The 21,412-nt window shown below is 31.5% G+C and carries 21 protein-coding genes; 5 read left to right on the forward strand and 16 right to left on the reverse strand.

Annotated elements, in window-relative coordinates; translation table 11 throughout:
- The first annotated feature begins 517 nt into the window (after positions 1 to 517).
- On the forward strand, positions 518 to 958 hold the full coding sequence (locus LQ686_RS09010) for a YgzB family protein (RefSeq protein ID WP_037590543.1): 441 nt from the start codon (positions 518 to 520) through the stop codon (positions 956 to 958).
- Between the two features lie 25 nt (positions 959 to 983).
- Here the strand turns inward: LQ686_RS09010 and perR are convergent, their stop codons facing one another.
- The 3 genes from perR to bcp form a co-directional block, all read right to left on the reverse strand.
- Positions 984 to 1,436 (reverse strand): peroxide-responsive transcriptional repressor PerR, encoded by a 453-nt coding sequence (gene perR / locus LQ686_RS09015; protein WP_025907200.1) that lies wholly within the window; start codon positions 1,434 to 1,436, stop codon positions 984 to 986.
- Between the two features lie 78 nt (positions 1,437 to 1,514).
- Positions 1,515 to 2,468 carry a phosphoglycerate dehydrogenase gene (locus LQ686_RS09020; protein ID WP_107565630.1) on the reverse strand — a complete coding sequence of 318 codons (954 nt, stop codon included), beginning with the start codon at positions 2,466 to 2,468 and terminating at the stop codon, positions 1,515 to 1,517.
- Between the two features lie 5 nt (positions 2,469 to 2,473).
- A complete protein-coding gene (bcp, locus tag LQ686_RS09025; RefSeq protein ID WP_103361890.1) occupies positions 2,474 to 2,932 on the reverse strand; it encodes a thioredoxin-dependent thiol peroxidase in 459 nt (152 codons plus the stop codon).
- Positions 2,933 to 3,016: 84 nt separating this feature from the next.
- Here bcp and LQ686_RS09030 point away from each other — a divergent pair, with 84 nt between their 5' ends.
- A complete protein-coding gene (locus LQ686_RS09030) occupies positions 3,017 to 4,303 on the forward strand; it encodes a glutamate-1-semialdehyde 2,1-aminomutase (protein WP_239733284.1) in 1,287 nt (428 codons plus the stop codon).
- A gap of 95 nt (positions 4,304 to 4,398) precedes the next feature.
- Complete coding sequence (locus tag LQ686_RS09035; RefSeq protein WP_103361888.1) at positions 4,399 to 5,493, forward strand: FUSC family protein; 1,095 nt, start codon at positions 4,399 to 4,401, stop codon at positions 5,491 to 5,493.
- A 36-nt stretch (positions 5,494 to 5,529) separates the two neighbouring features.
- Here the strand turns inward: LQ686_RS09035 and LQ686_RS09040 are convergent, their stop codons facing one another.
- The 4 genes from LQ686_RS09040 to mutY all read right to left on the reverse strand — a co-directional run bounded on the left by LQ686_RS09040 (position 5,530) and on the right by mutY (position 10,649).
- Positions 5,530 to 7,116, reverse strand: a complete 1,587-nt coding sequence (locus LQ686_RS09040) for an FMN-binding glutamate synthase family protein (protein ID WP_107565628.1) — start codon at positions 7,114 to 7,116, stop codon at positions 5,530 to 5,532.
- Positions 7,117 to 7,182: 66 nt separating this feature from the next.
- On the reverse strand, positions 7,183 to 8,922 hold the full coding sequence (locus LQ686_RS09045; RefSeq protein ID WP_103360895.1) for an ABC transporter ATP-binding protein: 1,740 nt from the start codon (positions 8,920 to 8,922) through the stop codon (positions 7,183 to 7,185).
- 67 nt (positions 8,923 to 8,989) lie between these two features.
- Positions 8,990 to 9,538 (reverse strand): nucleoside tri-diphosphate phosphatase, encoded by a 549-nt coding sequence (ntdP, locus tag LQ686_RS09050; RefSeq protein WP_025907189.1) that lies wholly within the window; start codon positions 9,536 to 9,538, stop codon positions 8,990 to 8,992.
- 79 nt (positions 9,539 to 9,617) lie between these two features.
- Positions 9,618 to 10,649 carry an A/G-specific adenine glycosylase gene (gene mutY, locus LQ686_RS09055; RefSeq protein WP_103360894.1) on the reverse strand — a complete coding sequence of 344 codons (1,032 nt, stop codon included), beginning with the start codon at positions 10,647 to 10,649 and terminating at the stop codon, positions 9,618 to 9,620.
- A 93-nt stretch (positions 10,650 to 10,742) separates the two neighbouring features.
- On the opposite strand from mutY, the gene LQ686_RS09060 reads away from it, so the two are divergent.
- A complete protein-coding gene (locus LQ686_RS09060; RefSeq protein WP_103360893.1) occupies positions 10,743 to 11,717 on the forward strand; it encodes a metal-dependent hydrolase in 975 nt (324 codons plus the stop codon).
- Positions 11,718 to 11,763: 46 nt separating this feature from the next.
- Here the strand turns inward: LQ686_RS09060 and LQ686_RS09065 are convergent, their stop codons facing one another.
- From LQ686_RS09065 to sgtB, 5 genes are all read right to left on the reverse strand, one after another.
- Positions 11,764 to 12,534: an ABC transporter permease gene (locus LQ686_RS09065; RefSeq protein WP_049320376.1), complete on the reverse strand. Its 771-nt coding sequence runs from the start codon at positions 12,532 to 12,534 to the stop codon at positions 11,764 to 11,766.
- 9 nt (positions 12,535 to 12,543) lie between these two features.
- A complete protein-coding gene (locus LQ686_RS09070) occupies positions 12,544 to 14,091 on the reverse strand; it encodes an ABC transporter ATP-binding protein (protein ID WP_107565626.1) in 1,548 nt (515 codons plus the stop codon).
- A gap of 12 nt (positions 14,092 to 14,103) precedes the next feature.
- A complete protein-coding gene (locus tag LQ686_RS09075) occupies positions 14,104 to 14,421 on the reverse strand; it encodes a YfhH family protein (RefSeq protein WP_025905625.1) in 318 nt (105 codons plus the stop codon).
- Entirely contained in the window at positions 14,414 to 15,217 is an 804-nt protein-coding gene (gene recX, locus LQ686_RS09080) for a recombination regulator RecX (RefSeq protein ID WP_103360891.1), read from the reverse strand. The genes LQ686_RS09075 and recX overlap by 8 nt, the downstream gene beginning before the upstream one ends.
- 82 nt (positions 15,218 to 15,299) lie before the next feature.
- Positions 15,300 to 16,115, reverse strand: coding sequence for a monofunctional peptidoglycan glycosyltransferase SgtB (gene sgtB / locus LQ686_RS09085; protein WP_103360890.1), 816 nt, complete (start codon positions 16,113 to 16,115; stop codon positions 15,300 to 15,302).
- A 161-nt stretch (positions 16,116 to 16,276) separates the two neighbouring features.
- Here sgtB and LQ686_RS09090 point away from each other — a divergent pair, with 161 nt between their 5' ends.
- Positions 16,277 to 18,010 (forward strand): pyruvate oxidase, encoded by a 1,734-nt coding sequence (locus tag LQ686_RS09090; RefSeq protein ID WP_107565624.1) that lies wholly within the window; start codon positions 16,277 to 16,279, stop codon positions 18,008 to 18,010.
- 219 nt (positions 18,011 to 18,229) lie between these two features.
- Here LQ686_RS09090 and LQ686_RS09095 read toward each other — a convergent pair whose 3' ends face one another.
- The 4 genes from LQ686_RS09095 to LQ686_RS09110 all read right to left on the reverse strand — a co-directional run bounded on the left by LQ686_RS09095 (position 18,230) and on the right by LQ686_RS09110 (position 21,322).
- On the reverse strand, positions 18,230 to 19,114 hold the full coding sequence (locus LQ686_RS09095) for a nuclease-related domain-containing protein (RefSeq protein ID WP_107565623.1): 885 nt from the start codon (positions 19,112 to 19,114) through the stop codon (positions 18,230 to 18,232).
- A 91-nt stretch (positions 19,115 to 19,205) separates the two neighbouring features.
- Complete coding sequence (locus LQ686_RS09100) at positions 19,206 to 19,721, reverse strand: type 1 glutamine amidotransferase domain-containing protein (protein ID WP_025905630.1); 516 nt, start codon at positions 19,719 to 19,721, stop codon at positions 19,206 to 19,208.
- Between the two features lie 65 nt (positions 19,722 to 19,786).
- Positions 19,787 to 21,148: a 23S rRNA (uracil(1939)-C(5))-methyltransferase RlmD gene (rlmD, locus tag LQ686_RS09105; RefSeq protein WP_103360887.1), complete on the reverse strand. Its 1,362-nt coding sequence runs from the start codon at positions 21,146 to 21,148 to the stop codon at positions 19,787 to 19,789.
- A 12-nt stretch (positions 21,149 to 21,160) separates the two neighbouring features.
- Positions 21,161 to 21,322, reverse strand: coding sequence for an SE1561 family protein (locus tag LQ686_RS09110; RefSeq protein WP_049320382.1), 162 nt, complete (start codon positions 21,320 to 21,322; stop codon positions 21,161 to 21,163).
- Between the last annotated feature and the right edge of the window lie 90 nt (positions 21,323 to 21,412).

The following is a 21,412-nucleotide window of genomic DNA, read 5'->3' on the forward strand; positions in this document are numbered from 1 at the left end:
TCATCCTGAGCCAGGATCAAACTCTCCATAAAAGAAGTAAGCTTGATAAGCTCATTTTTGATTGGTTAAGCCAATCACTCTGAAGTACTTTCAGTACTCAATTATTGGAATTAACGTTGACATATTGTCATTCAGTTTTCAATGTTCATTTTAATCGCTACAAGAAACAATTATACTAGTTATTAAATATCAAGTCAAGTATTATTTTTAAAAAATAATAATTTGTTTTGTTCGGTTTGACTCAGCTTTTCAAGTGGTCGTTTCCGTTTCAATCAACTTGCATAATTTATATTACATTGTTATTTAGTTAATTTCAAGCGTTAAATTTACACTTTATTAACCTTTTTAACAATCGTTTTATTTTGCGATGTCTGTCTGTTTTGACGACTTTTATATAATATCAAGATATATACTATACGTCAACGATTTATATAAACAAAATTGTGTATTATTTCGCTTTATTAGGGACTATATATTTTAATAGAAATTATGCTATACTTTATCAGTATTAATAAGTATGGAGGGAATAGATTTGAAGCTATTTCGCAAAAAACCTACTAGTAAAATAAATAGAATTAGATCTTTTGCATTAGGATTAATCTTCTTAGGTATGATTGTTATGTACATAGGTGTATTCTTCTTTTACTATTTTAAGAGCCAAATTGTATTTAGTATATTCTTAGTTTTAGGAATGTTAGCTCTTGGTCTTTCATTTATAGTTTACTTTTGGATTGGCATGTTGAGTTCTCGGACTATACAAGTGCAATGTCCAAACTGTGATCATTATACAAAAATGTTAGGACGAGCAGATATTTGTGCTAATTGTAATCAACCTCTTACATTAGATAAGAATTTAGAGGGTAAAGCCTTTAATCAAGATTATAATAATAAGCGCAAATCTAAGAAACTAGAAGAGCAGCAAACTGAAGAACATACTGAAGAAAAGAAAAAAAGCTAAAGGCATCCGCCTTTAGCTTTTTGTTTTATTTATTCTTGTTTTGACATTCTGGACAAACACCATATATTTCCATTCTGTGGTGCGTTACTGAAAAACTAGTGACATGTTGTGCCAATTGTTCTACTTCATCTAATCGTGGATAATGAAAATCAGATATCTTACCACATTGATCACAGATAATATGATAGTGATTATGTGTTTCAAAATCAAAACGACTTGAAGCGTCACCGTATGTTAATTCTTTAACAAGCCCAGTTTCTTTAAAAACTTTTAAGTTATTATAAACTGTAGCAACACTCATATTTGGAAATTGTGGTGAAAGTGACTGATAAATTTCATCAGCAGTAGGATGACTATCTGTTTCGATTAAATATTGAAGTATCGATTGACGTTGTGGTGTAATTCTAACACCAGTACTTCTTAAAGTACCAATTGCATCGTCTAACATATGTTCAACATTCTCAATATTTTGTTGCATCCTTACACCCACCTTCTAATTTATAATGATTATTATTTATAATATATCCCTTTTAGTAGCATTTTGTCAAACAATTAATCAGTATCCCGCTTCTGAGTTAACAATGTTTATTAACTTATCTGACTCATCATTTTCAATATGTTTGAGATTTTCAATTAGAATATCTGTACTTCTCTTTAAATTGTTAAGATCATTACCTGTAATATGAGCTGTGATAAACACATTATCTAAATCATATAGTCTAGAGTTTTCAGGTAATGGTTCTTCTTCAAATACATCTAAAGATGCATATCTAATTTCTTTACTATCCAATGCTTCATATAAGACACTTTCTGATACGACTGTACCTCTACCTACATTTATAAAATGTGTATCTTCATTCATATGTTTAAAGTCTTCTTTCTGTAGTAAATGTATCGTATCTTCTGTTTCAGGTAATACATTCACAACAAAGTCAGCTTTATGATATACATGACGTCTTTCTTCTATAGAATAAACTTCATCAAATCCAGGCACTTCATGTCCAGTTGTATTAATACCAATAACCTTCATATTAAATGCTTTAGCTACTTCAGCAGTTCTTTGCGGAATCTTGCCTGTACCTAAAAATAGAATCGTCTTTTCATTTATTGAATCAGGTTTAAGCTTATGATTAAATTCACGTTTCCTTTGAGACTCATATGAAGTACTGAATAATTTAATATCATTTAGAATATATGCAAAAATAAATTCAGCGATTTGAATGGCATGTACCCCTCTTGCATTAGTCAGTTTAATTCCTCTATCTTGAATGTAACCTAATGGTAATTGATTCACGCCTGTAGCAAACCATGCGATCAGTTTGATGTTCTTACATTTATCTAAAAATGAAGGAGTTACTTCTCCATGATAACTAACTAGTACATCAACATCTTCTAAATCTTCATCACGTGCTTCATTCGGATGCTTATAAAATTTAAAATCTACATTAGGAAATGTTTCTTTTAATCTCTCTTCTTGTTCTTTTAGCCTCATTAAAGTAACGACTTTCATTTATATCATTCCTTTATAAAGTTTTTTAAGTCTTCAATTTGAGTTTTAACTTTTACTTTGTCAATTTTATGTATGACAGTACCTCCTTCATCTAAAACAAAAGTCGTTCTAACGATCCCCATTGATTCTTTACCAAATGATTTCTTCAATTGATATACGCCTACTTCTTCAGAAAGCTTATAGTCTTCATCTACTAGTAAATCAAAATTCAAATTATGTTTATTAGAGAAATTAGCATGTTTCTTTTCACTATCTCCACTAATACCATAAACTTTCGTATTTAACTCATTAAAATCTTCTAAGTTATCTCTAAAATCACATGCTTCTGTCGTACATGTCGGTGTATTATCTCTAGGGTAAAAATAAACAACGACTTTAGACCCTTTTAAGTCCTCATTACTAATTAATTCACCATTTTGATTCTTTAACTTGAAATCCGGAAATTTTTCACCAATTTGTATCATATTTTACACTCCTTATAAACGATAGATGTTTAATTTTATGATACGATATAAATGAAAATAATTAAATTAAAAGAGGTTGATAATATGGAATTTACAAAAAGTGAGTACTTACAAACACTTTCAAATGAATATATTCTTGGTGGTGTCAATTCACCATCTCGTTCATATAAAGCTGTAGGTGGTGGCGCACCTGTAGTTATGCAAAAAGGTAAAGGTGCGTATTTTTACGATGTTGATGGCAATAAATATATTGACTATCTTCAAGCATATGGACCAATCATAGCTGGACATGCACATCCACATATAACGGAAGCTATAAAAGCTGCAGCTGAAGATGGTGTATTATTCGGTACACCTACTGAATATGAAATTACGTTTGCTAAAAAACTACGAAATGCTATTCCATCATTAGAAAAAATTAGATTTGTAAACTCTGGTACTGAAGCTGTTATGACAACAATTAGAGTTGCACGCGCTTATACTAAGCGAGATAAAATCATTAAATTCGCTGGATGTTATCACGGACATTCTGACTTAGTACTTGTTGCTGCAGGAAGTGGCCCATCTCAACTTGGCACACCTGATTCTGCTGGTGTACCGAAAAGTGTAGCACAAGAAGTTATTACAGTTCCTTTTAATGATATAGATTCATTTAAAGAAGCTATGAAACATTGGGGCGATCAAGTTGCTGGTGTTTTAGTAGAACCAATCGTTGGAAACTTTGGTATGGTTGAACCTAAAGAAGGCTTTTTAGAAGCAGTAAATGAAGTAACACATCAATACGGTGGTTTAGTTATTTATGATGAAGTTATTACAGCATTTAGATTCCATTACGGTGCTGCACAAGATTTATTAGGCGTTTATCCTGACTTAACTGCATTTGGTAAAATTATTGGAGGCGGCTTACCAATCGGTGCATATGGTGGACGTCAAGAAATCATGGAACATGTTGCACCACTTGGTCCAGCATACCAAGCAGGTACAATGGCGGGTAACCCACTTTCAATGAGAGCTGGAATTGCTTTATTAGAAATATTGGAACAACCTGGTGTTTACGATAAATTGAATCAATTAGGTCAACAATTAGAAGAAGGTTTATTGGAATTAATTAAAAAGCATAACGTTAAAGCAACAGTTAATCGAATCAAAGGTGCTTTAACACTTTACTTTACAGACGAAAAAGTTGAAAACTATGTTCAAGCGGAAAATACTGACGGTGAACAGTTCGCAAAATTCTTTAAGTTAATGTTAAATCAAGGTATTAATTTAGCACCTTCTAAATATGAAGCATGGTTCTTAACAACTGAACATACTGAAAAAGACATAAATCAAACATTAAATGCAGTTGATTACGCTTTCTCTCAATTATAAACTTGAAAAGTTAGCCAAAACGTTGTATAACCAATATATACTAGGCTTGTGATATTTGTTACAACCCTGTTTTAAAAACAAAAAGGAATGGTTCTATGAAATTTGGGGCAAGAATATTTAAAACTGGTATCGCGATTGTCCTAGCAATATTTATAGCTAATTTACTCCCAGGACCGGCAATGATAACATCAATAGCTGGTGTTGCTGCAATGGTCGCCATGCAACCAAGTGTCTATCGTTCGTTCAAAACGATTGTAGAACAATTTCAAGGTAATGTTATTGGTGCGATTACAGCTGTTGCCATATTCTCTATATTTGGTAACAATGTTGTATTTATAGGCTTAACAGCGATTATCATTATTTCAATACTTTACAAATTTAATCTACAACATGTTTCTAACTTAGCAGTTGTAACAGCTTTAATCATACTTGGACATCACGAAGGAGATTTCTATATCTCTGCGTTCTATCGTTTCGTCTTAGTTATGATTGGTGTGTTAAGTGCTTTCCTTGTTAACTTTACGTTTTTACCACCGAAATTCGAAACTAAAATGTATTATAACTCACTTAATATTTCTACTGATATATTTAAATGGTTTAGATTAGTGTTAAATAGTACAACTGAGTTTCACTACGTAAAGCAAGATTTAGAAACAATCAGAACACGTATCGTAAAGCTTGAACAATTTTATTTATATTATAAAGAAGAAAGAGCTTACACTAAGAAACAAGCTTTTAGTCAAATGCGTAAGAAGATTCTTTTCAAAGAGATTATTGCATCAACACGTAGAGCATATGAAGTATTAAGGAAAATGAATCGTTACGAAAACGATATTCATAACTTAAATGATGATCTCAAAGTACAAATGAAGTTTGAACTGGATGAACTGATGGCACAGCATGAACAAATATTAGTAAGGATATCACAAAAAGCTAAACACGAAATTGATCAAGTTCCTGATTATTTAGTAGAACCTTATAAAGAAGATTTAATGGAAATATTCATTAAAGATATTATGGAAAATCCTGATCAAGAAGATTACTATATTGAGAACGTCATGCAAGTTATTTCAGCAATGTTAGATTATAAAGCGACTATTTTACATTTAGACAAATTATCTTCTAGTTATTTCAAATTTCATCCAGAAGATAGCGACATACAAATTGAAGATGAAGATTTTGATTTATAAAAGTAGACCTGAACAGATAACTGTTCAGGTCTATTTTTAATTCTCTTTATATATGGATTTTTTATATTGATTAACATTCATGACATTTCCATTAGCACTTCTATATAATAAATGGTTTTCATTTATTTGATTAGGACTTTTCACACCTACTGCTGCTGCTAAATTAAATAACCCTTCATGTAAACTCACAATATAATTTGAAACTCTGTATTCTTTTTCTGATACAACTAAAGCAGATTCTTTTTTTGGATCTGTAGTAGCTACACCTACTGGACAATTATTTGTATGACATTGTTGAGCCATAATACAACCTACATTAATCATTAAACTTCTTGCTACATTAACGAGGTCTGCACCTAACGCTAAAGCAATAGCAATTTGATCAGGTGTGATAAGTTTTCCAGATGCAAATACTTTCACTTTATCCCTTATTTTAAATTTTTTAAGTTCTACATCTAATATTGGTAATGCAGAAAATAATGGCAAACCAACTGTATCGACAAGTTCTTGATAAGTCGCACCTGTTCCACCTTCTCCACCGTCGACTGTAATAAAATCAGGAATAATGTTTGATGATACCATTTCATGTATTAATTTCTTTAAATCATTTATGTTTCCGACAACTATTTTTATGCCAACTGGTTTGTCAGATAGTTCTCTTAACCTCTGTACAAATTGTAACAACTCTTTATTATTATGAAGAAATTCAAACCTATTAGGTGAGTTAACTGTTTCAAAAGGCGTTACATTTCTAATTTCAGCAATTTCTTCTGTTACTTTTGCCCCTTCAATATGTCCACCTCTCGTTTTGGCACCTTGCGCTAACTTTAATTCAAATGCCTTCACTTGTTTCATGTTAGCTTTTTCAAAAAATTCTTTCTCATCAAAATTCCCTTCTTTATCTCGAACGCCAAATAAACCTGGTCCTATTTGAAAGATGATATCACAATCTCCACTTAAATGATGATTGCTTAATCCTCCTTCTCCTGTATTCATCCATGAACCGCTTCTGCCCAAACCTTTTGACAATGCAGTAATTGCATTTTTACCTAGTGCACCATAGCTCATACCTGATTGTCCAACCAACCTATTAACGATAAATGGATGTTTTAAGTCACCACCTATAATTATCTGGTTATCTGTTGTTAATTTATATGGATCAACATCTTTTTGTTTTTGTTCTTCTTTACGATCAAAAAGTCCTTCATTAGAAATTTCATAAATAAAAGTAGACATTTGTTCATCTTGGTTAATTTCTAATTCGTCTTGGTCTACTGGAAACATTGTATTTTGTAAATAAAATCCTGGCTCTTCAAATTTTCTCAACGACCCAAAACTTTCGATTCTATTTTTATATTTACCTGGCATGACGATATTTAAATATTGTTTTCTTGAAAATGGTTTTCCAGCATTATCATTTAATATTAAATACTGTCTAAGTTCTGGTCCTATACTTTCTAAAAAGTATCTCACTCTACCAAGTACAGGGTAATTTCTTAATACACTATGATGCTTTTGCCTTTTATCTATAACATACAAAGAAATACAAGCAATAATACCACCAATAATGATGACAAAGAATAAAATATTCACAATCAATTGTAGTATGCTTAAAAAAGTCATAAAAATTCCCCCTCAGTCTATCTCTATTAAATTAATAATAGCATAGAATGAGGGGGTGTTGTAATTTTACCCGAACGATTGAATATTATATAAGTTGTAATAACTTCCTTGTGCTGCCATTAATTCTTTGTGTGAACCAACTTCTTCAATTTGTCCATTTTGAATAACAACTATTTTATCCGCATGTGTAATCGTTGATAATCTATGCGCAACGATTAAAGTCGTTCTTTCAGTACTTAATATTTCAAGTGCATCTTGGATGATTTTTTCACTTTCTAAATCAAGTGCACTCGTCGCTTCATCAAGTACTAACACAGGAGGATTATTCAAGAATATTCTTGCAATAGATACTCTTTGTTTTTGTCCACCTGATAATTTCACACCACGTTCGCCGACTTCTGTATCATAACCATTTGGTAATGACATAATAAAGTCATGTGCATTTGCTTTTTTACTTGCCTCTATAACTTCTTCGTCAGTTGCATTTGGTTTTCCTAATAAAATATTTTCTTTAATAGAATCAGAGAATAAAATATTATCTTGCTCAACCATACCTACTTGATTTCTGAGACTTTCAGTTGTGAAATCTTTAACGTTATGATTATCAATACTAATGCTACCTTTCGTCACATCATAGAATCTTGGCAGTAAACTAATAAGTGTTGATTTACCGCCACCACTCATACCTACAAATGCGACCGTTTCACCTTTATTAATATCTAAGTTAATATGTTTGAGCACTTCATCTTCATAATCATTATATTTAAAAGATACGTCATCAAACGTAATGTGCCCTTCTTTAATGACAATGTCTCGTGCGTCATCTTCATTTTTGACATCATATTTTTCATCAAACAAATGAAATACTCTGTCCATTGAAGCGATACTTTGCGTTAAAGTTGTAGATGATGAAACCAATCTTCTTAAAGGTCCGTATAACTGTTCAAGATATGCTACAAATGCTGCTAATGTCCCAACAGTTAAATTCCCTTGAATAACAAGAAAACCACCGATACCTACTACCAATAATGGACCAATATCTGTGACTGTATTAATAACTGCAAATGATTTGGCATTCCATTTCGTATGATCAGTTGCTTTAGTTAAGAAGTTTTGGTTCCTTTTATCAAATCGTTTTTCTTCATTTTTTTCTATAGCAAAACTTTTTATAACAGACATCCCTGAAACACGTTCATGAAGAAATCCTTGAAGTTCTGCTAAACTTTGCGATCTTCTTCTCGTTAAACTACGTAATTTTCCGAAGAAGTAATAAATACTAAATATAAATACTGGGAAAATCGCAATTGCCGTAAATGTTAATTTAATATCTAAAACAAACATAATACTTAATGCGATGACGATTGTTACTAAATCTAACCAAACATTCATAAGTCCTGTAAGGATAAAGTCTTTAGTTTGTTCAACGTCATTAATTACTCTTGATATAACTTCCCCTGCTTTATTATTAGCATAAAATCTTGAGCTTAATGCCTGTAGATGTGTGTATAATTTTTTACGAATATCATACAGAATTTTATTAGATGTCCATTGTGCTAAATATTGTCTGAAGTATTCTATAGGTGGTCTTAGTACAACAAATATAAATCCCATAATTAACATTGCATATGTTAATTTTTCTGTTTTTTGTCCAATTGATAGTGCACCATTATTAATGACATCATCGATTACATATTTAATCAGTAATGGAAGTAATAATGGGATACCAAATTTCAAAATTCCAATGATAATCGTACCTACAATATGCCATTTGTATGGTTTTACAAATTGTAAATACCTTTTAATCATTATTGTTCCCCCAATCTTAGTCCAAACGAAACAGCCTAGCTTTAGCTAGGCTGTGATATTTTCATTCTCAAGAATTACGTCTATCAATTGAATGAAATCTTTCTTGCCAAACTTTAATAAAGTCTGGCGCAAATGGTCCTTTCTTGCGTTCAATCCATTGTTGTAGAATATCAACATTTCTTCTAAGTATTACATCAATGTCTTTAGGATAATTCATTTGTTTCATATGTTGTTTATATTCATCTTCATCCAACAAATGATATTTGCCGCTTGGATAAACTTTAATGTCTAAATCATAATCGATATATTTAATCGCTTCTTCATCACAAACAAATGGTGATGATAAATTACAATAATAATAAACACCGTCTTCGCGGAACATACAAATGACGTTAAACCAATATTCTGAATGGAAATAAACAATCGCTGGTTCCCTTGTTACCCAAGTTCTACCATCACTTTCTGTTACGAGTGTACGATTATTCCCACCGATAATAACATGACTCGTACCTTTAAGAATTGTTGTTTCAGACCACACACGATGTATATTACCATCATGTTTATAACTTTGTATTTTAATTACTTGGCCTTCTTTTGGTATGGATTCTTTGACCATGTTCCACACCACCTTTTAAATATTTACCAAGTTATTATATCATATTTAAATAAATAAGCTAAAATTATGTTTCTTGTCATTATCCATTGAGCTGATTAAAAATTTTACTCATAGATGTTGAAAATGATAACTGGTCTTTTTCTTCTTTTTTTATCCATTTATATGGGTAATCAAAATCACTTTTTTGAGTATGCGCTCGGTATACATTCATATTCCATGTCATATGTGTAAAAACATGCTTAGTTGTAAATTCAGGCGTTTGATCGATATCAATGACTGCATCTAATGTTTCTTCAATGCTGTGTATACTTTCATCAGCTTCAAACATTGGAAATTCCCACATGCCATTTAATAATTTTGTATCTCTTTGGCGTACTAATATCTCGCCAGAACGATTCGTGATATATAATACGTTAAAATCAATTGTCTTTTTCTTTATTTTTTTCTTTTTAACTGGTAATTCATCCACTACACCATTAGCAAATGCATAACAATGTTTTTGAACAGGGCACATAATACATAAAGTCTTTTTAGGTGTACAAATGGTTGCTCCTAATTCCATCATTGCTTGATTAAAATCTCCTGAATGGTCTTCTACAAATGGCTGTAATTCATCTTCATATAATTTTTTCGTCTTCGGTGCAGCTATATCACTGTCATTACCAGTCAATCTACTCCACACTCTTAACACATTACCATCAACTGCTGGTATCGGATGATTATGCACGATACTCATAACTGCTGCATTTGTATATGGTCCAACACCTTTTAACTTTTTAAAATCATCAGGGTTATCTGGTACTAATCCGTGATAACTATGGTGAACTTCTTTAACCGCTTCTTGAAAATTTCTAACCCTAGAATAATAACCTAAACCTTCCCAATATTTAAGTACATCTTCTTCGTTTGCTTCACTCAAACTTTCTATAGTTGGGAAACGCTCAATAAATGCTTTGTAATATGGTCGAACCGTATTAACCTGTGTTTGTTGCAACATTACTTCACTTAACCAAATATAATATGGATTTGATGTTTCTCTCCACGGCATTTGTCGTTTATTTTTATGAAACCAATTAAGCAAATCGTCTTTAAATTGTTTCGTTTCTATCATTTATGACACTACTTTCTTGTGAATTGCTTTCAGATTACTATGCATATGCTATATAATATATATCATATAGATTAAAGTAAAGTGGTGATTTTTATGGATACTGGTACACACGTTGTCATGGGTGTTGCGTTAACTGGTCTTGCGACATTAGATCCACATGTTACACCTACATTTGCTGCAGTGGCAACTGGTATAATGGTTGGATCACAAATACCTGATATTGATACAGTATTAAAATTAAAAAATAATGCGATATATGTTAAAAACCATAGAGGTATCACTCATTCTATACCTTTTACATTATTATGGCCTTTAATATTAACGTTTCTAATATTCGTTATCTTTCCAGGAGTAGATGTCTTGCATATTTGGTTATGGACGCAATTTGCCGTATTCTTTCATGTTTTTGTAGATATTTTTAATTCATATGGTACACAGGCGCTTAGACCGATATCTAATAAATGGATTCAATTAAGTATTATTAATACGTTTGACCCCATTATCTTTGTAGCACACTTAGTTGCCATACTGCTCTGGACACTCGGTGTTAATGCTGGCATTGCCTTTGGTACATTATACTTCTTGTTAATATTCTATTATATTGTGCGATTTATATTACAAAAAGCGATAAAAGACCAAGCTTTAAAACAAATACAACAAGAAGATAATCCCGTTAAAATATTTGTTGCACCGACAATACGATTTATGGAATGGCGAATTGCTATTCAAACTGAAACACATGATTATGTTGGACGTAGTTATGGTCGTAACGTAGCATTTAATGATGTATTCAAAAGACAAGCATTCCCGAATGACCATATAATGGCTTATGCTAAATATGATGAGAATTTAAGATCTTTCTTAAGTTTCAGTTCTATTTATCGATGGGAAGTTACAAGAATAGATAAAAAAACAACAGAACTAAGATTTATTGATTTAAGATATTTGAAGAATGGTCATTACCCATTTGTAGCTATACTACATTTAGATGATGATATGAAAGTGACAAACTCATATATCGGCTGGGTATTTACCGAGGAGAAATTAATGAAAAAACTTGAAGCATAGAAACACAAATAAGGCTGAGACGGTTAGATCGTCTCAGCCTTATTTTTTATTTAAAGTATTCAGTTTTATAAGCTTTATTAATATTGATCCAAGCTAAATAGATAAATGCTACTTCAAAATAGAACAGAATATGATATGGCAAATTCGTAACGGATGCGTTACCTAACACCATTGATTGTTGGAACCCATTAATAATATAGAATAATGGATTGAGTTTTAAAACATTAACCCAAACTGCATACATATTATTAGGTACGTACAATATCGGTACGACAAATAATAATACAATCAATAATCCGAAAACGATAAACCGTGCAGAATATACATATTTACCAAACACACCAATAATCGATGCTACTGGTACAAGTAATATGTATGCCATTACTAAATAATAGAAAAATCCTAAATGGTTAATTTCGATTAAATTTGATGTCGAAAATGTTGAAACAATCCCAGTAAGCGTTACAACAATCAAGAATATGATCATTGTTAAAAATACTTGTGAAGAAGCGCCAACATAGTACGGTACTGATAATCTATTATAAAGTGCCCCTTGTTTTCTGACTGTCTTTTCAGAATTAAAAAGTGATAAAAAGACCCACATGTAAGCGAAAAAGCCAATCAACTTATAATAAGACGTTGATTGTTGTACATCTATCGCATCAGTAATCCATAACTTCAAATATGTGAAGATCAATAATACTAACATGATAGCAAAAGCAGATACATAATATTTATAATGAGTTTTAACTTCATAGAAGCAATATTTAAGCATATGTGGAAAATGTTTAATATGTTGTTCAAATAATTCGTTCATATTGACCTCCTATAATTGTATAAAAATCCATTTGTTTTCTGCTAAGTCTGCTATCATAAAGCCATCTCTTGATTTAACGACCCAAGTGTCACTTGAAATATTGTATTTCTTAACTAATTTAGCTTTGTTTTTCATATCAAATGTAAAACCAGTTAATTGATTGTCACTGTTGAAAACCATATGTACTTTTTGGCCTTCCATTTGTTCATTAAATCGGTTTGCTTTATCAGCTGTAATGGTCTCAGAAACTTTCTTATGTGATTTATGCATAAAGCTGTTATAAAAATCAATATAATTTAAATAACTATCATCAACATAATCTTCTAAATCTGACCAATCAACGTCTTCATATAGTCCTGCAGGATTGAAAAAGTACAAGTTATTCTTTTTAGAGATATAAGTCTTGTCATCTACTTCAAGTCTATAATTAGATTGATTTTCACCTGTTACATCTACAAAACTATATTGAGGTAATTTCAACTTTGAGCCTTTGGATGAAGGTGTGAGTTCTGTATCATGTTTTAGCGATAGGACATAAGCTGACTTATCTATGTATTTAGGTTCACTATTTGTTGTGATGACCTGTTTTGATGTAACTTCTTTTTCTGTAGGAGAGCTCCCTACACCTATAAACATAAATAGTGCTGCTAATGTAGCACCAAAGATAAATGTTAAGCCATAAAATATCATTTTCTCAATAGATTTCGGCACTCTACCGTATTGATATTTACGCATTCTTTTATAACCTTCGCCGTGCGCTATAGGAAGTTCTTGCTGAGACATCTTCCATTTAAGATCGTAAAGTTCTTTTTGGTCTTTATCTTGAATTTGATTATATTTCTTATGATATTCTCGGTAATGACCTAATACTTCTTTAACGGTACCTTCTTTTCTAACTTGACCATAAGTTAACCAGATAAGATAGTTACTCATCTTCTCAATTGAGTGTATATGGTCATCGATTACGACAGCAGCACGATCATATTCTTTTTGTTCATTTAAAAATTCATGGAACTTCTTCTGAAATGATTCGTCTAAGTATTGAATGATATTAGTAAAAATTGCAACGGTAGGTCTCATATATTTGGCTATACTAACTAATAATTGAGCATATTCCGCTTCATTAATATCTTGGCACGTCTTTGAAGCTTTATCCGATAATTTAGCAAAGCTTAATATTTGTCTTTGAATCGTCGTAATGTCTCTAATTTCTACACCGGATAAACTCAAAGTACGAATAATCATTTCATTCAATGTTTGATGATCATCAGCTTTATGCCTAACATCCGCTAAAAATGTTTGCGCATGATTTGTTACTTTACCTAAATTAGGTGCAACTTCTTTAATCATTAATTTACTGATCATTTCTTTACCAGACTGATCATCGCCGATAATGCCCAGCACTTCACCTCTATAAAGATGCACGGTAACATTTTTAAGTACAATGTCCTTGTTAAGGTGCTTTAACTTAAATAATGATTTAAATTTATTCTGTTCTTTACTTATATAATAATATTTAGTTGCGTTAACAACTCTCAGTAATATTTGCTGTGTCATTCTGCACCACCATTATAGTTGTAGAAGACTTACAGGAATGCCTTCTTCAATTTTTGATCCTTTTAATCTAAATCCCCAAGCAAATACACCATTAATGCGTTCTACTTTAAAGTAACTAGGTGTGTCACCTATTAAGCCATATACTTTTCCTACTTCTATTTTTGAAGTGTCGACAAGGTAACTTTCTGCTATGAGCGCTTTTCTCTTATATACTTCATATTCATTTAGTATACCCATCATTTCTGATTTTCTCATCTTTTCGCGATATTCAGCAATTGCGTTTTTTAGTTCATATTCTGTCATTTCAACAAATTTTTTATCATTATTCATCTACAATACCACTTTCTACTAATTTGTCATTAATCATTTCAAATGTATACCCTTTTCTTACGAGTGCTTGAATAACATGTGACTTAAGTTCATATCCATTATATTTCTTTTGATATTTATTATATACCTTTTCCAAATCTTTCATCAAAATATTTTCAACATCATCAGATGTCGGTTCAATATTCAAATCTGTTAGATGTTCATTGATTAATGAAAAAGCATAGCCTCTTTGTTGAAGTGTTTGGACAATCGTTTGTTTTAAACGGTTAGGAGGTTGTTTCTTTTTTTGCATAATCTTTTCTGCGATATTCGGAATTCGATCTTCCGACATTTCCATTTCAAACTTTTCTTTGAATTCGTATACTAAATCTTGTTCTATACCTTTTTCTTTAGCTACTCTTTCAAAATGGTCAGGACCTTTATCCGTTGTTTTTAAAATGGTGTTTTTTAAACTTTCAATATAATCTTTATGGTCTATGTATTTATTAGATTGACAATACTCTATCACTCTATCAATTAAGTCACTGCCATATTCTTTGTCAGTTAAATATTTTTCTACTTCATATTTCGTACGCTTTTTATGAGATAAATAGACAATCGCTTGATTAAGTGCCTGTCTATATTGATCGTAGTCCTTAATTTCTTGTAACTTACTTTTTGTAATTTCTAAATCTTTTCTTAAATTAAAGTAGATGTATGTTGCTTGATCAATACCCATTTCAAATTCATTATTAATAAATAAATTTAAACGTTCTTTGTTTTTCTTTTGTACTTCAAGTTTAGTTATTTTAAGCATTTTACATCCCTCCACACATATATATAGGATACAATAAAACACACTGAGTTTAAAAGTTTAATCTCTTAACTCAGTGTGTTTATTATTGATTTAATTCATTTATAGCTTCAGTATACTCTGATTCAGTAATATAATTCTGTTGTTTCATTTTTTCAAGTGTTGTTTTGATACGTGTCATATAACTATCACTAATATTATTAATATCAAAATTGGATGGTGCATTTACGACACTAGCTAAAATTGCACTTTGTAATACCGTTACTTGAGGAAGGTTTGGATTATTTTTATCGACTGTCGCACCGAAGTAATAATTTGCCGCTTCCTCAATCGTATAATTATTTTGACCGAAATAGATATTATTGACATAATAACTCAAAATATCATTCTTACTATATTTATCTTCAACACGTTTCGCCACAAACATCTCTTTCACTTTTCTTGTCAGTTGCGTTTCATTCGTATAGAAATAGTTTTTAACGACTTGTTGTGTAATCGTACTTCCACCTTGTGTAAGTTCACCATTTTTCAAACTTACAGCAAGCGCACGTGATACACCTCTTAAGTCAATTCCATCATGATCATAAAATCGTTTATCTTCAACTGCTACAAAAGCATTTTTAGTATAATCAGGCATATCTTCAACTTGAACATAAGATTGTTTATCTTCAATTTTTACTAAATCATCAACATCAGATGTTCTTGACCACATATACATAACTGCTAAATAAAAAACAATCGAAAGTATAATAAGTATTGTTACAAGACCAAATAGCTTTGAAATTCTTTTTCTCTTTCTCGGCTGTACAGGTTCTTGATAATAATGTTGATATCTTCTATATTGAACTTCTTCTGAATTAGGTTGTGGTATTTCATTCTTCTTATTCTTAAATAGCCCCATCTGTATTCTCCCTTATTCATATTTCTTACATCATTATAGCTTGTAATAATGAATTTAAACACTTCTTTTTACTGAAAAACAACAAAATCAGTCCTGAGTCTTATTTATAAGTATAACTTTTAGCGTATTTGGGTATAGATAACGATAAGGAGGAATTTTAAATGGCAAAAATTAAAGCAAACAAAGCACTCGTACAAGTCTTAAAGAATTGGCAAATTGACCACGTATATGGCATACCTGGTGATTCAATAGATAAAGTCGTAGATGCACTTAAAACAGAAGAAGATAACATTAAATTCTATGATGTAAGACACGAAGAAGTTGCAACTTTAGCTGCTAGTAGTTATGCTAAATTAACAGGCAAGATAGCAGTAGCATTAAGTATTGGTGGTCCTGGCGCAATACATATGTTAAATGGTATGTATGACGCTAAAATGGATAATGTCCCTATGCTCGTTTTAGCAGGTCAAACAGATTCGAAATTATTGGGCACGAAATTCTTCCAAGAAGTTAATTTGACAGCCCTATTCGAAGATGTAGCCGTTTATAATAAACAATTAGAATCAGCTGAAAATGTACATGAAATTGTAGATGAAGCTATCAAAACTGCATATGCTAAAAAAGGCGTTGCAGTATTAACGATTCCAAGTGATGTTCTAGGTGAGAAAATTGAAGACAATGTCCCTAGAGAAACGTATAAATTTGAAAATGCAGTAACTTACGCTAAAGATGAAGATGTTAAAAAAGCTGCAGAACTTATAAATAAAAGTGAAAAACCGGTCGTCCTAACTGGTGTTGGTGCTAAAGATGCTAAGGAAGAATTACTTAACTTCTTAGATCATATCGATGCACCTGGTTTAATTACATTACCAGCAAAAGGTATCATACCGGATAAACATCCTAATTTCATGGGTAACTTAGGTAAAATTGGTACTAAACCAGCATTTGAAGCATCTAAAGATGCTGATTTATTAATTTTAGTTGGTACGAATTATCCATATGTAGATTATTTACCTGATAAAGATATACCATGTATACAAATTGATATTAATCAAACAAATATTGGCAAACGTTTTAATGTCGATGTCGGCTTAATAGGCGATACAAAAAATGTATTAGCTGCTTTAACAGAAGCATCTGAAAAAGTAACTGGTCGTAAATTCTTAAAAGCATGCCAAGAAAATATGAAAGCATGGAACAGATGGTTAGAAGAAGATAGAAATAATGACAGCAAACCAATCAGACCAGAATTACTAATGTCTGAAATCGAAAAAATTTCAACAGATGACACAGTATTTTCAGTTGACGTCGGCACTTCAACAGTATGGAGCACACGATATTTACAACTCGGTCACAACCATAAATTTATCACGTCATCTTGGTTAGGTACGATGGGCTGTGCATTACCAGGAGCGATTGCAAGTAAAGTCGCAAATCCAGATAAGCAAGCAATTGCTATCACTGGTGACGGTGGATTTGCAATGGTTATGCAAGACTTCGTTACAGCGGTACAATATAAACTACCAATTATCGTCGTCGTATTAAATAACCAAGAATTAGCATTCATAAAATATGAACAACAAGCAGCTGGTGAGTTAGAATATGCTATTGATTTAGGCGATATCGACTTTGCTAAATTTGCAGATAGCTGTGGCGGTATAGGCTATAATGTTGTAGATGTAGAAGATATCGCCCCTACACTTGAAAAAGCTAAAAATGCAAATAAACCTGTAGTTGTAAACGTAAAAGTAGATCCAGATGCTGCCCCATTACCAGGTAAAATAATATGGGACGAGGCAAAAGGATATGCAAAATTCGAAATAAGAACAGCATTAGAAGAAAACAGACTCGAAAAAATGCCACCACTCAAAACACTAATAAGAAGATTCTTCTAATAAAAATAAAAAAGCAGTGTAGTTTATGACGAACTTCACTGCTTTTTCTATTGGGTTAAAATTAAGTATTTTCAATAAAATTTTTAAAATAGCGTGCTGAGATGTGGAATTTTGTAAATTGTGATGGGAGTTGTTAAGTGCATTTTTAGGAATTGTAGTAATTAGAACGCTGTAACTTCCATTATTCTGAATTCTGGTAATTAGCTAACTCATCTAAATCTAAATATAGAATTTCTTATACCTTTTACCTATACTTTTGAAGTTTTGTTCACATACTCTTCGAATTGTAGTTTTACTATTCCCTCCTAACCACCATACTGCTTCGGTGATTGTGAATGGCTCTTGTTTTAAATAATACAGTTCTTGCAAATTATATTCATAAAGATATTTTTTATCCATGACAGACTCACAATATTGGCATGTACATTTCTGTTTGTCTTGTTCAATTTTTACTGTGAACATGCGATGACATCGAGGACATTTGATACCTGGCTTGATTTGTTCAAACGGTATTGTCACACCTTTACTGTATTGTGCATCAAATGAATTTCTTACTGATAATAGTTTCTGTTTAATTCTTATATTTTCTGATTGATTTTGATTTTTAAAAAGTTGGGTAATGGAGCCTAATTCTGAGGGTAAGATAACTTGATCTTTTAATATGTTTCTATTTTTAAAGTTAAAGTAAGGATTGGTAAAGACTAATTTTGAAATGACGGGTTTACCAATTTCTAGATAGTGACATAGTTTATTGAATTCATTTCTAGCTCGTTCCATTTGTATGAACGGTGAGGTAAATGAACTTCCAAAATTATTTTTTAACAACGTGTCTTCTAAATAATAAATGCCTTTATAATTCTTTATCTCGAATAAATATATTGCATAATCATCGATGACGATTGTATCTATTTGAATTTGACTATTGTATGCAAATTGAAAGTCATTCAAATATACGATATCCGTAACACAATCTAAAATGGCACTAAAATAATTTTCGCCATCGTTTCCACTTGATTTATTTTGGATTGATTTCAAAATATTTTCGGTTAATTCAGCGCGCCCTATTAATGATTGAAAATACTTTGTATCATGCTTACTTTCCATAAACCACGCTCCTTACATATTATAAAAAAATTATATAATAGCCTGCACAAAAAAACCACTCACTATAAAAGTGAGTGGCTCATCAAAGCATCTATTGAAGCAATGCAAGTGATTCACGGTTAAAGTCTTCTAAGTCGTCTGGAGTTCGACTTGTGACGATGCCATTGTCAACGACTACAGATTCGTCAACGACTTTTGCACCTGCATTTTGTAAGTCTTTTCTAACTGACAAGAAACTAGTAACAGTTCTGCCATTTAATAAATCTGTATCAATTAATAATTGAGGTCCGTGGCAAATTGCAAATGAAGGTTTTTCATTTTGTACGAAATGTTTAACAAATTCGCCAAAACGTCCTTGTTCATCTCCACGTAATAAATCTGGTGAAAATCCGCCAGGAATTAAGACTGCATCATAATCTGCAGCATTTGCTTCATCAATACCAACTTCTACTGTAACTTTTTCGCCTTTTTTACCAGTGATTTCTTTACCTTTTTCTTCACCAATAATAACAACTTCATGTCCAGCATCAGTTAATGCTTTTTGTGGACTTGTTAATTCAACGTCCTCGAATAAATCTGTTACAACTGCTGCTACTTTTTTACTCATAATATCAATCTCTTCCTTTCATAGTATGTCTAATATTTATATACCACTTTTGAAAGGTTTTAAACTTATTTTGCAACTAATTTTGCTACGACTTCTACTTGTGCTGTTTGTGGAAACATATCAATAGGTTGCATGCTTACGACTTTATATTTTTTAGATAAGTGTGCTAAATCTTTCGCTAAAGTTGATGGATTACAACTTGTATACACAAATGTTTTTGGATGAACGGATTTAATAAGTTCAACAGCTTTAATACCTAATCCAGTTCTTGGCGGATCAACTGTTATCACGTCTGGTTTAAAGCCTTCTTTAATCCATTTATCCATAACTTTATATGCATCACCAACTTCATAGTGTACATTATGACGATTATTGAGTTCAGCATTTTTCTTAGCGTCATCAATACCTTCTTTAATGATATCCATACCTCTTACTTCTTTCGCATTTTGAGAAAGCCAAATACCTATTGTACCTGTTCCGCAAAATGCATCTACAACTGATTCATTACCTGTTAAATTCGCTTGAGCTTCAATTTCACCGTACATTTTTGTAGCTTGTTCCGGATTTAATTGGAAAAATGAATCTGGCGATAAATCATAATAGTATTGACCAAGCGTTTCTGTAATTTGTTGTTTACCACTTACATGAATTGTTTGACTGCCTAGTACTCGTGATGTCTTCTCTTTATTAATATTGATGGATAAACTTTCAACGAAAGACAAATTCATGATTTGATCAATAAGAGACTGATTATACTTCAATTGATCATCCGTACAAACTAACGTAACTTGTATTTGTTGACTATGCTTTGCCACTCTCGTAACAATATATCTTAGCCCTTGTTCTTTATTTGGATTTCTACATACTTTAACTTGTAAATTCATCAAAATATTTCTCAGTTCATTCGTAACTTGAATCGTACGTTTGTCTTGAACTGGACATTTTTTAATATCAATTAATTGATGACTGTCTTTTTCATAAAGGCCTGCAATGAGTTGATTTCCTTTCTTCTGAACAGGAAATTGATTTTTATTACGGTATCCCCAAGGATTATCCATACCGATTGTAGGTTTTACAATTTTTGTTGGGATATTTTTTGCATATTTAGTTAACGCATCTTTTACAATTTGTGATTTGAATAAAAGTTGCGCATCATAATTTAAATGTTGCAGTTGGCATCCACCACAAATATCATAAACTTTACATTTAGGTTTAACCCTTTCTTTACTACGTTCACGGATTTTGACTACTTTCGCTTCTATAAAATTTGGTTTCGCTTTTACGACTTGGACAAGTCCAACTTCTCCCGGCAATAAACCTTCTACAAATGTTATCTTCTTCTTATAATAGCCAATACCTTCACCATTAATACCTAATCGTTTGATCGTTAAAGGAAACTTCTGTCCTACTTTTACTGAAACATTCATCTATGGTCACCATTAATCATGCATAGCTTGAACTTTTTTCTCAAGTTCATCAAGCAAAGCAATCCATTCATCTACATCAGATACTTCCATATCTTCAGGATTCATTGCTTCCATTTCATCTAAAAAGTCTGATAACCTTTGTTTGATTTCATTAAGTGATGTTTTTTTACTCATTTTAATACTCCTTTATTTTTAATAATATTATTATGAATGATAACAAGTATAAAAACAATCATAAATCAGTATTGGAAAATTTGATAACAA

Source organism: Mammaliicoccus sp. J-M41, assembly GCF_022385935.1.
Classification (GTDB): Bacteria; Bacillota; Bacilli; order Staphylococcales; family Staphylococcaceae; genus Mammaliicoccus; species Mammaliicoccus sciuri_A.

What these genes read in the sequence shown, in the direction of transcription:
- LQ686_RS09010 (WP_037590543.1), top strand. Translation starts at nt 518, where the DNA reads ATGGAGGGAATAGATTTGAAGCTATTTCGCAAAAAACCTACTAGTAAA.
- perR (WP_025907200.1), bottom strand. Translation starts at nt 1,436, where the DNA reads ATGCAACAAAATATTGAGAATGTTGAACATATGTTAGACGATGCAATT.
- LQ686_RS09020 (WP_107565630.1), bottom strand. Translation starts at nt 2,468, where the DNA reads ATGAAAGTCGTTACTTTAATGAGGCTAAAAGAACAAGAAGAGAGATTA.
- bcp (WP_103361890.1), bottom strand. Translation starts at nt 2,932, where the DNA reads ATGATACAAATTGGTGAAAAATTTCCGGATTTCAAGTTAAAGAATCAA.
- LQ686_RS09030 (WP_239733284.1), top strand. Translation starts at nt 3,017, where the DNA reads ATGGAATTTACAAAAAGTGAGTACTTACAAACACTTTCAAATGAATAT.
- LQ686_RS09035 (WP_103361888.1), top strand. Translation starts at nt 4,399, where the DNA reads ATGAAATTTGGGGCAAGAATATTTAAAACTGGTATCGCGATTGTCCTA.
- LQ686_RS09040 (WP_107565628.1), bottom strand. Translation starts at nt 7,116, where the DNA reads ATGACTTTTTTAAGCATACTACAATTGATTGTGAATATTTTATTCTTT.
- LQ686_RS09045 (WP_103360895.1), bottom strand. Translation starts at nt 8,922, where the DNA reads ATGATTAAAAGGTATTTACAATTTGTAAAACCATACAAATGGCATATT.
- ntdP (WP_025907189.1), bottom strand. Translation starts at nt 9,538, where the DNA reads ATGGTCAAAGAATCCATACCAAAAGAAGGCCAAGTAATTAAAATACAA.
- mutY (WP_103360894.1), bottom strand. Translation starts at nt 10,649, where the DNA reads ATGATAGAAACGAAACAATTTAAAGACGATTTGCTTAATTGGTTTCAT.
- LQ686_RS09060 (WP_103360893.1), top strand. Translation starts at nt 10,743, where the DNA reads ATGGATACTGGTACACACGTTGTCATGGGTGTTGCGTTAACTGGTCTT.
- LQ686_RS09065 (WP_049320376.1), bottom strand. Translation starts at nt 12,534, where the DNA reads ATGAACGAATTATTTGAACAACATATTAAACATTTTCCACATATGCTT.
- LQ686_RS09070 (WP_107565626.1), bottom strand. Translation starts at nt 14,091, where the DNA reads ATGACACAGCAAATATTACTGAGAGTTGTTAACGCAACTAAATATTAT.
- LQ686_RS09075 (WP_025905625.1), bottom strand. Translation starts at nt 14,421, where the DNA reads ATGAATAATGATAAAAAATTTGTTGAAATGACAGAATATGAACTAAAA.
- recX (WP_103360891.1), bottom strand. Translation starts at nt 15,217, where the DNA reads ATGCTTAAAATAACTAAACTTGAAGTACAAAAGAAAAACAAAGAACGT.
- sgtB (WP_103360890.1), bottom strand. Translation starts at nt 16,115, where the DNA reads ATGGGGCTATTTAAGAATAAGAAGAATGAAATACCACAACCTAATTCA.
- LQ686_RS09090 (WP_107565624.1), top strand. Translation starts at nt 16,277, where the DNA reads ATGGCAAAAATTAAAGCAAACAAAGCACTCGTACAAGTCTTAAAGAAT.
- LQ686_RS09095 (WP_107565623.1), bottom strand. Translation starts at nt 19,114, where the DNA reads ATGGAAAGTAAGCATGATACAAAGTATTTTCAATCATTAATAGGGCGC.
- LQ686_RS09100 (WP_025905630.1), bottom strand. Translation starts at nt 19,721, where the DNA reads ATGAGTAAAAAAGTAGCAGCAGTTGTAACAGATTTATTCGAGGACGTT.
- rlmD (WP_103360887.1), bottom strand. Translation starts at nt 21,148, where the DNA reads ATGAATGTTTCAGTAAAAGTAGGACAGAAGTTTCCTTTAACGATCAAA.
- LQ686_RS09110 (WP_049320382.1), bottom strand. Translation starts at nt 21,322, where the DNA reads ATGAGTAAAAAAACATCACTTAATGAAATCAAACAAAGGTTATCAGAC.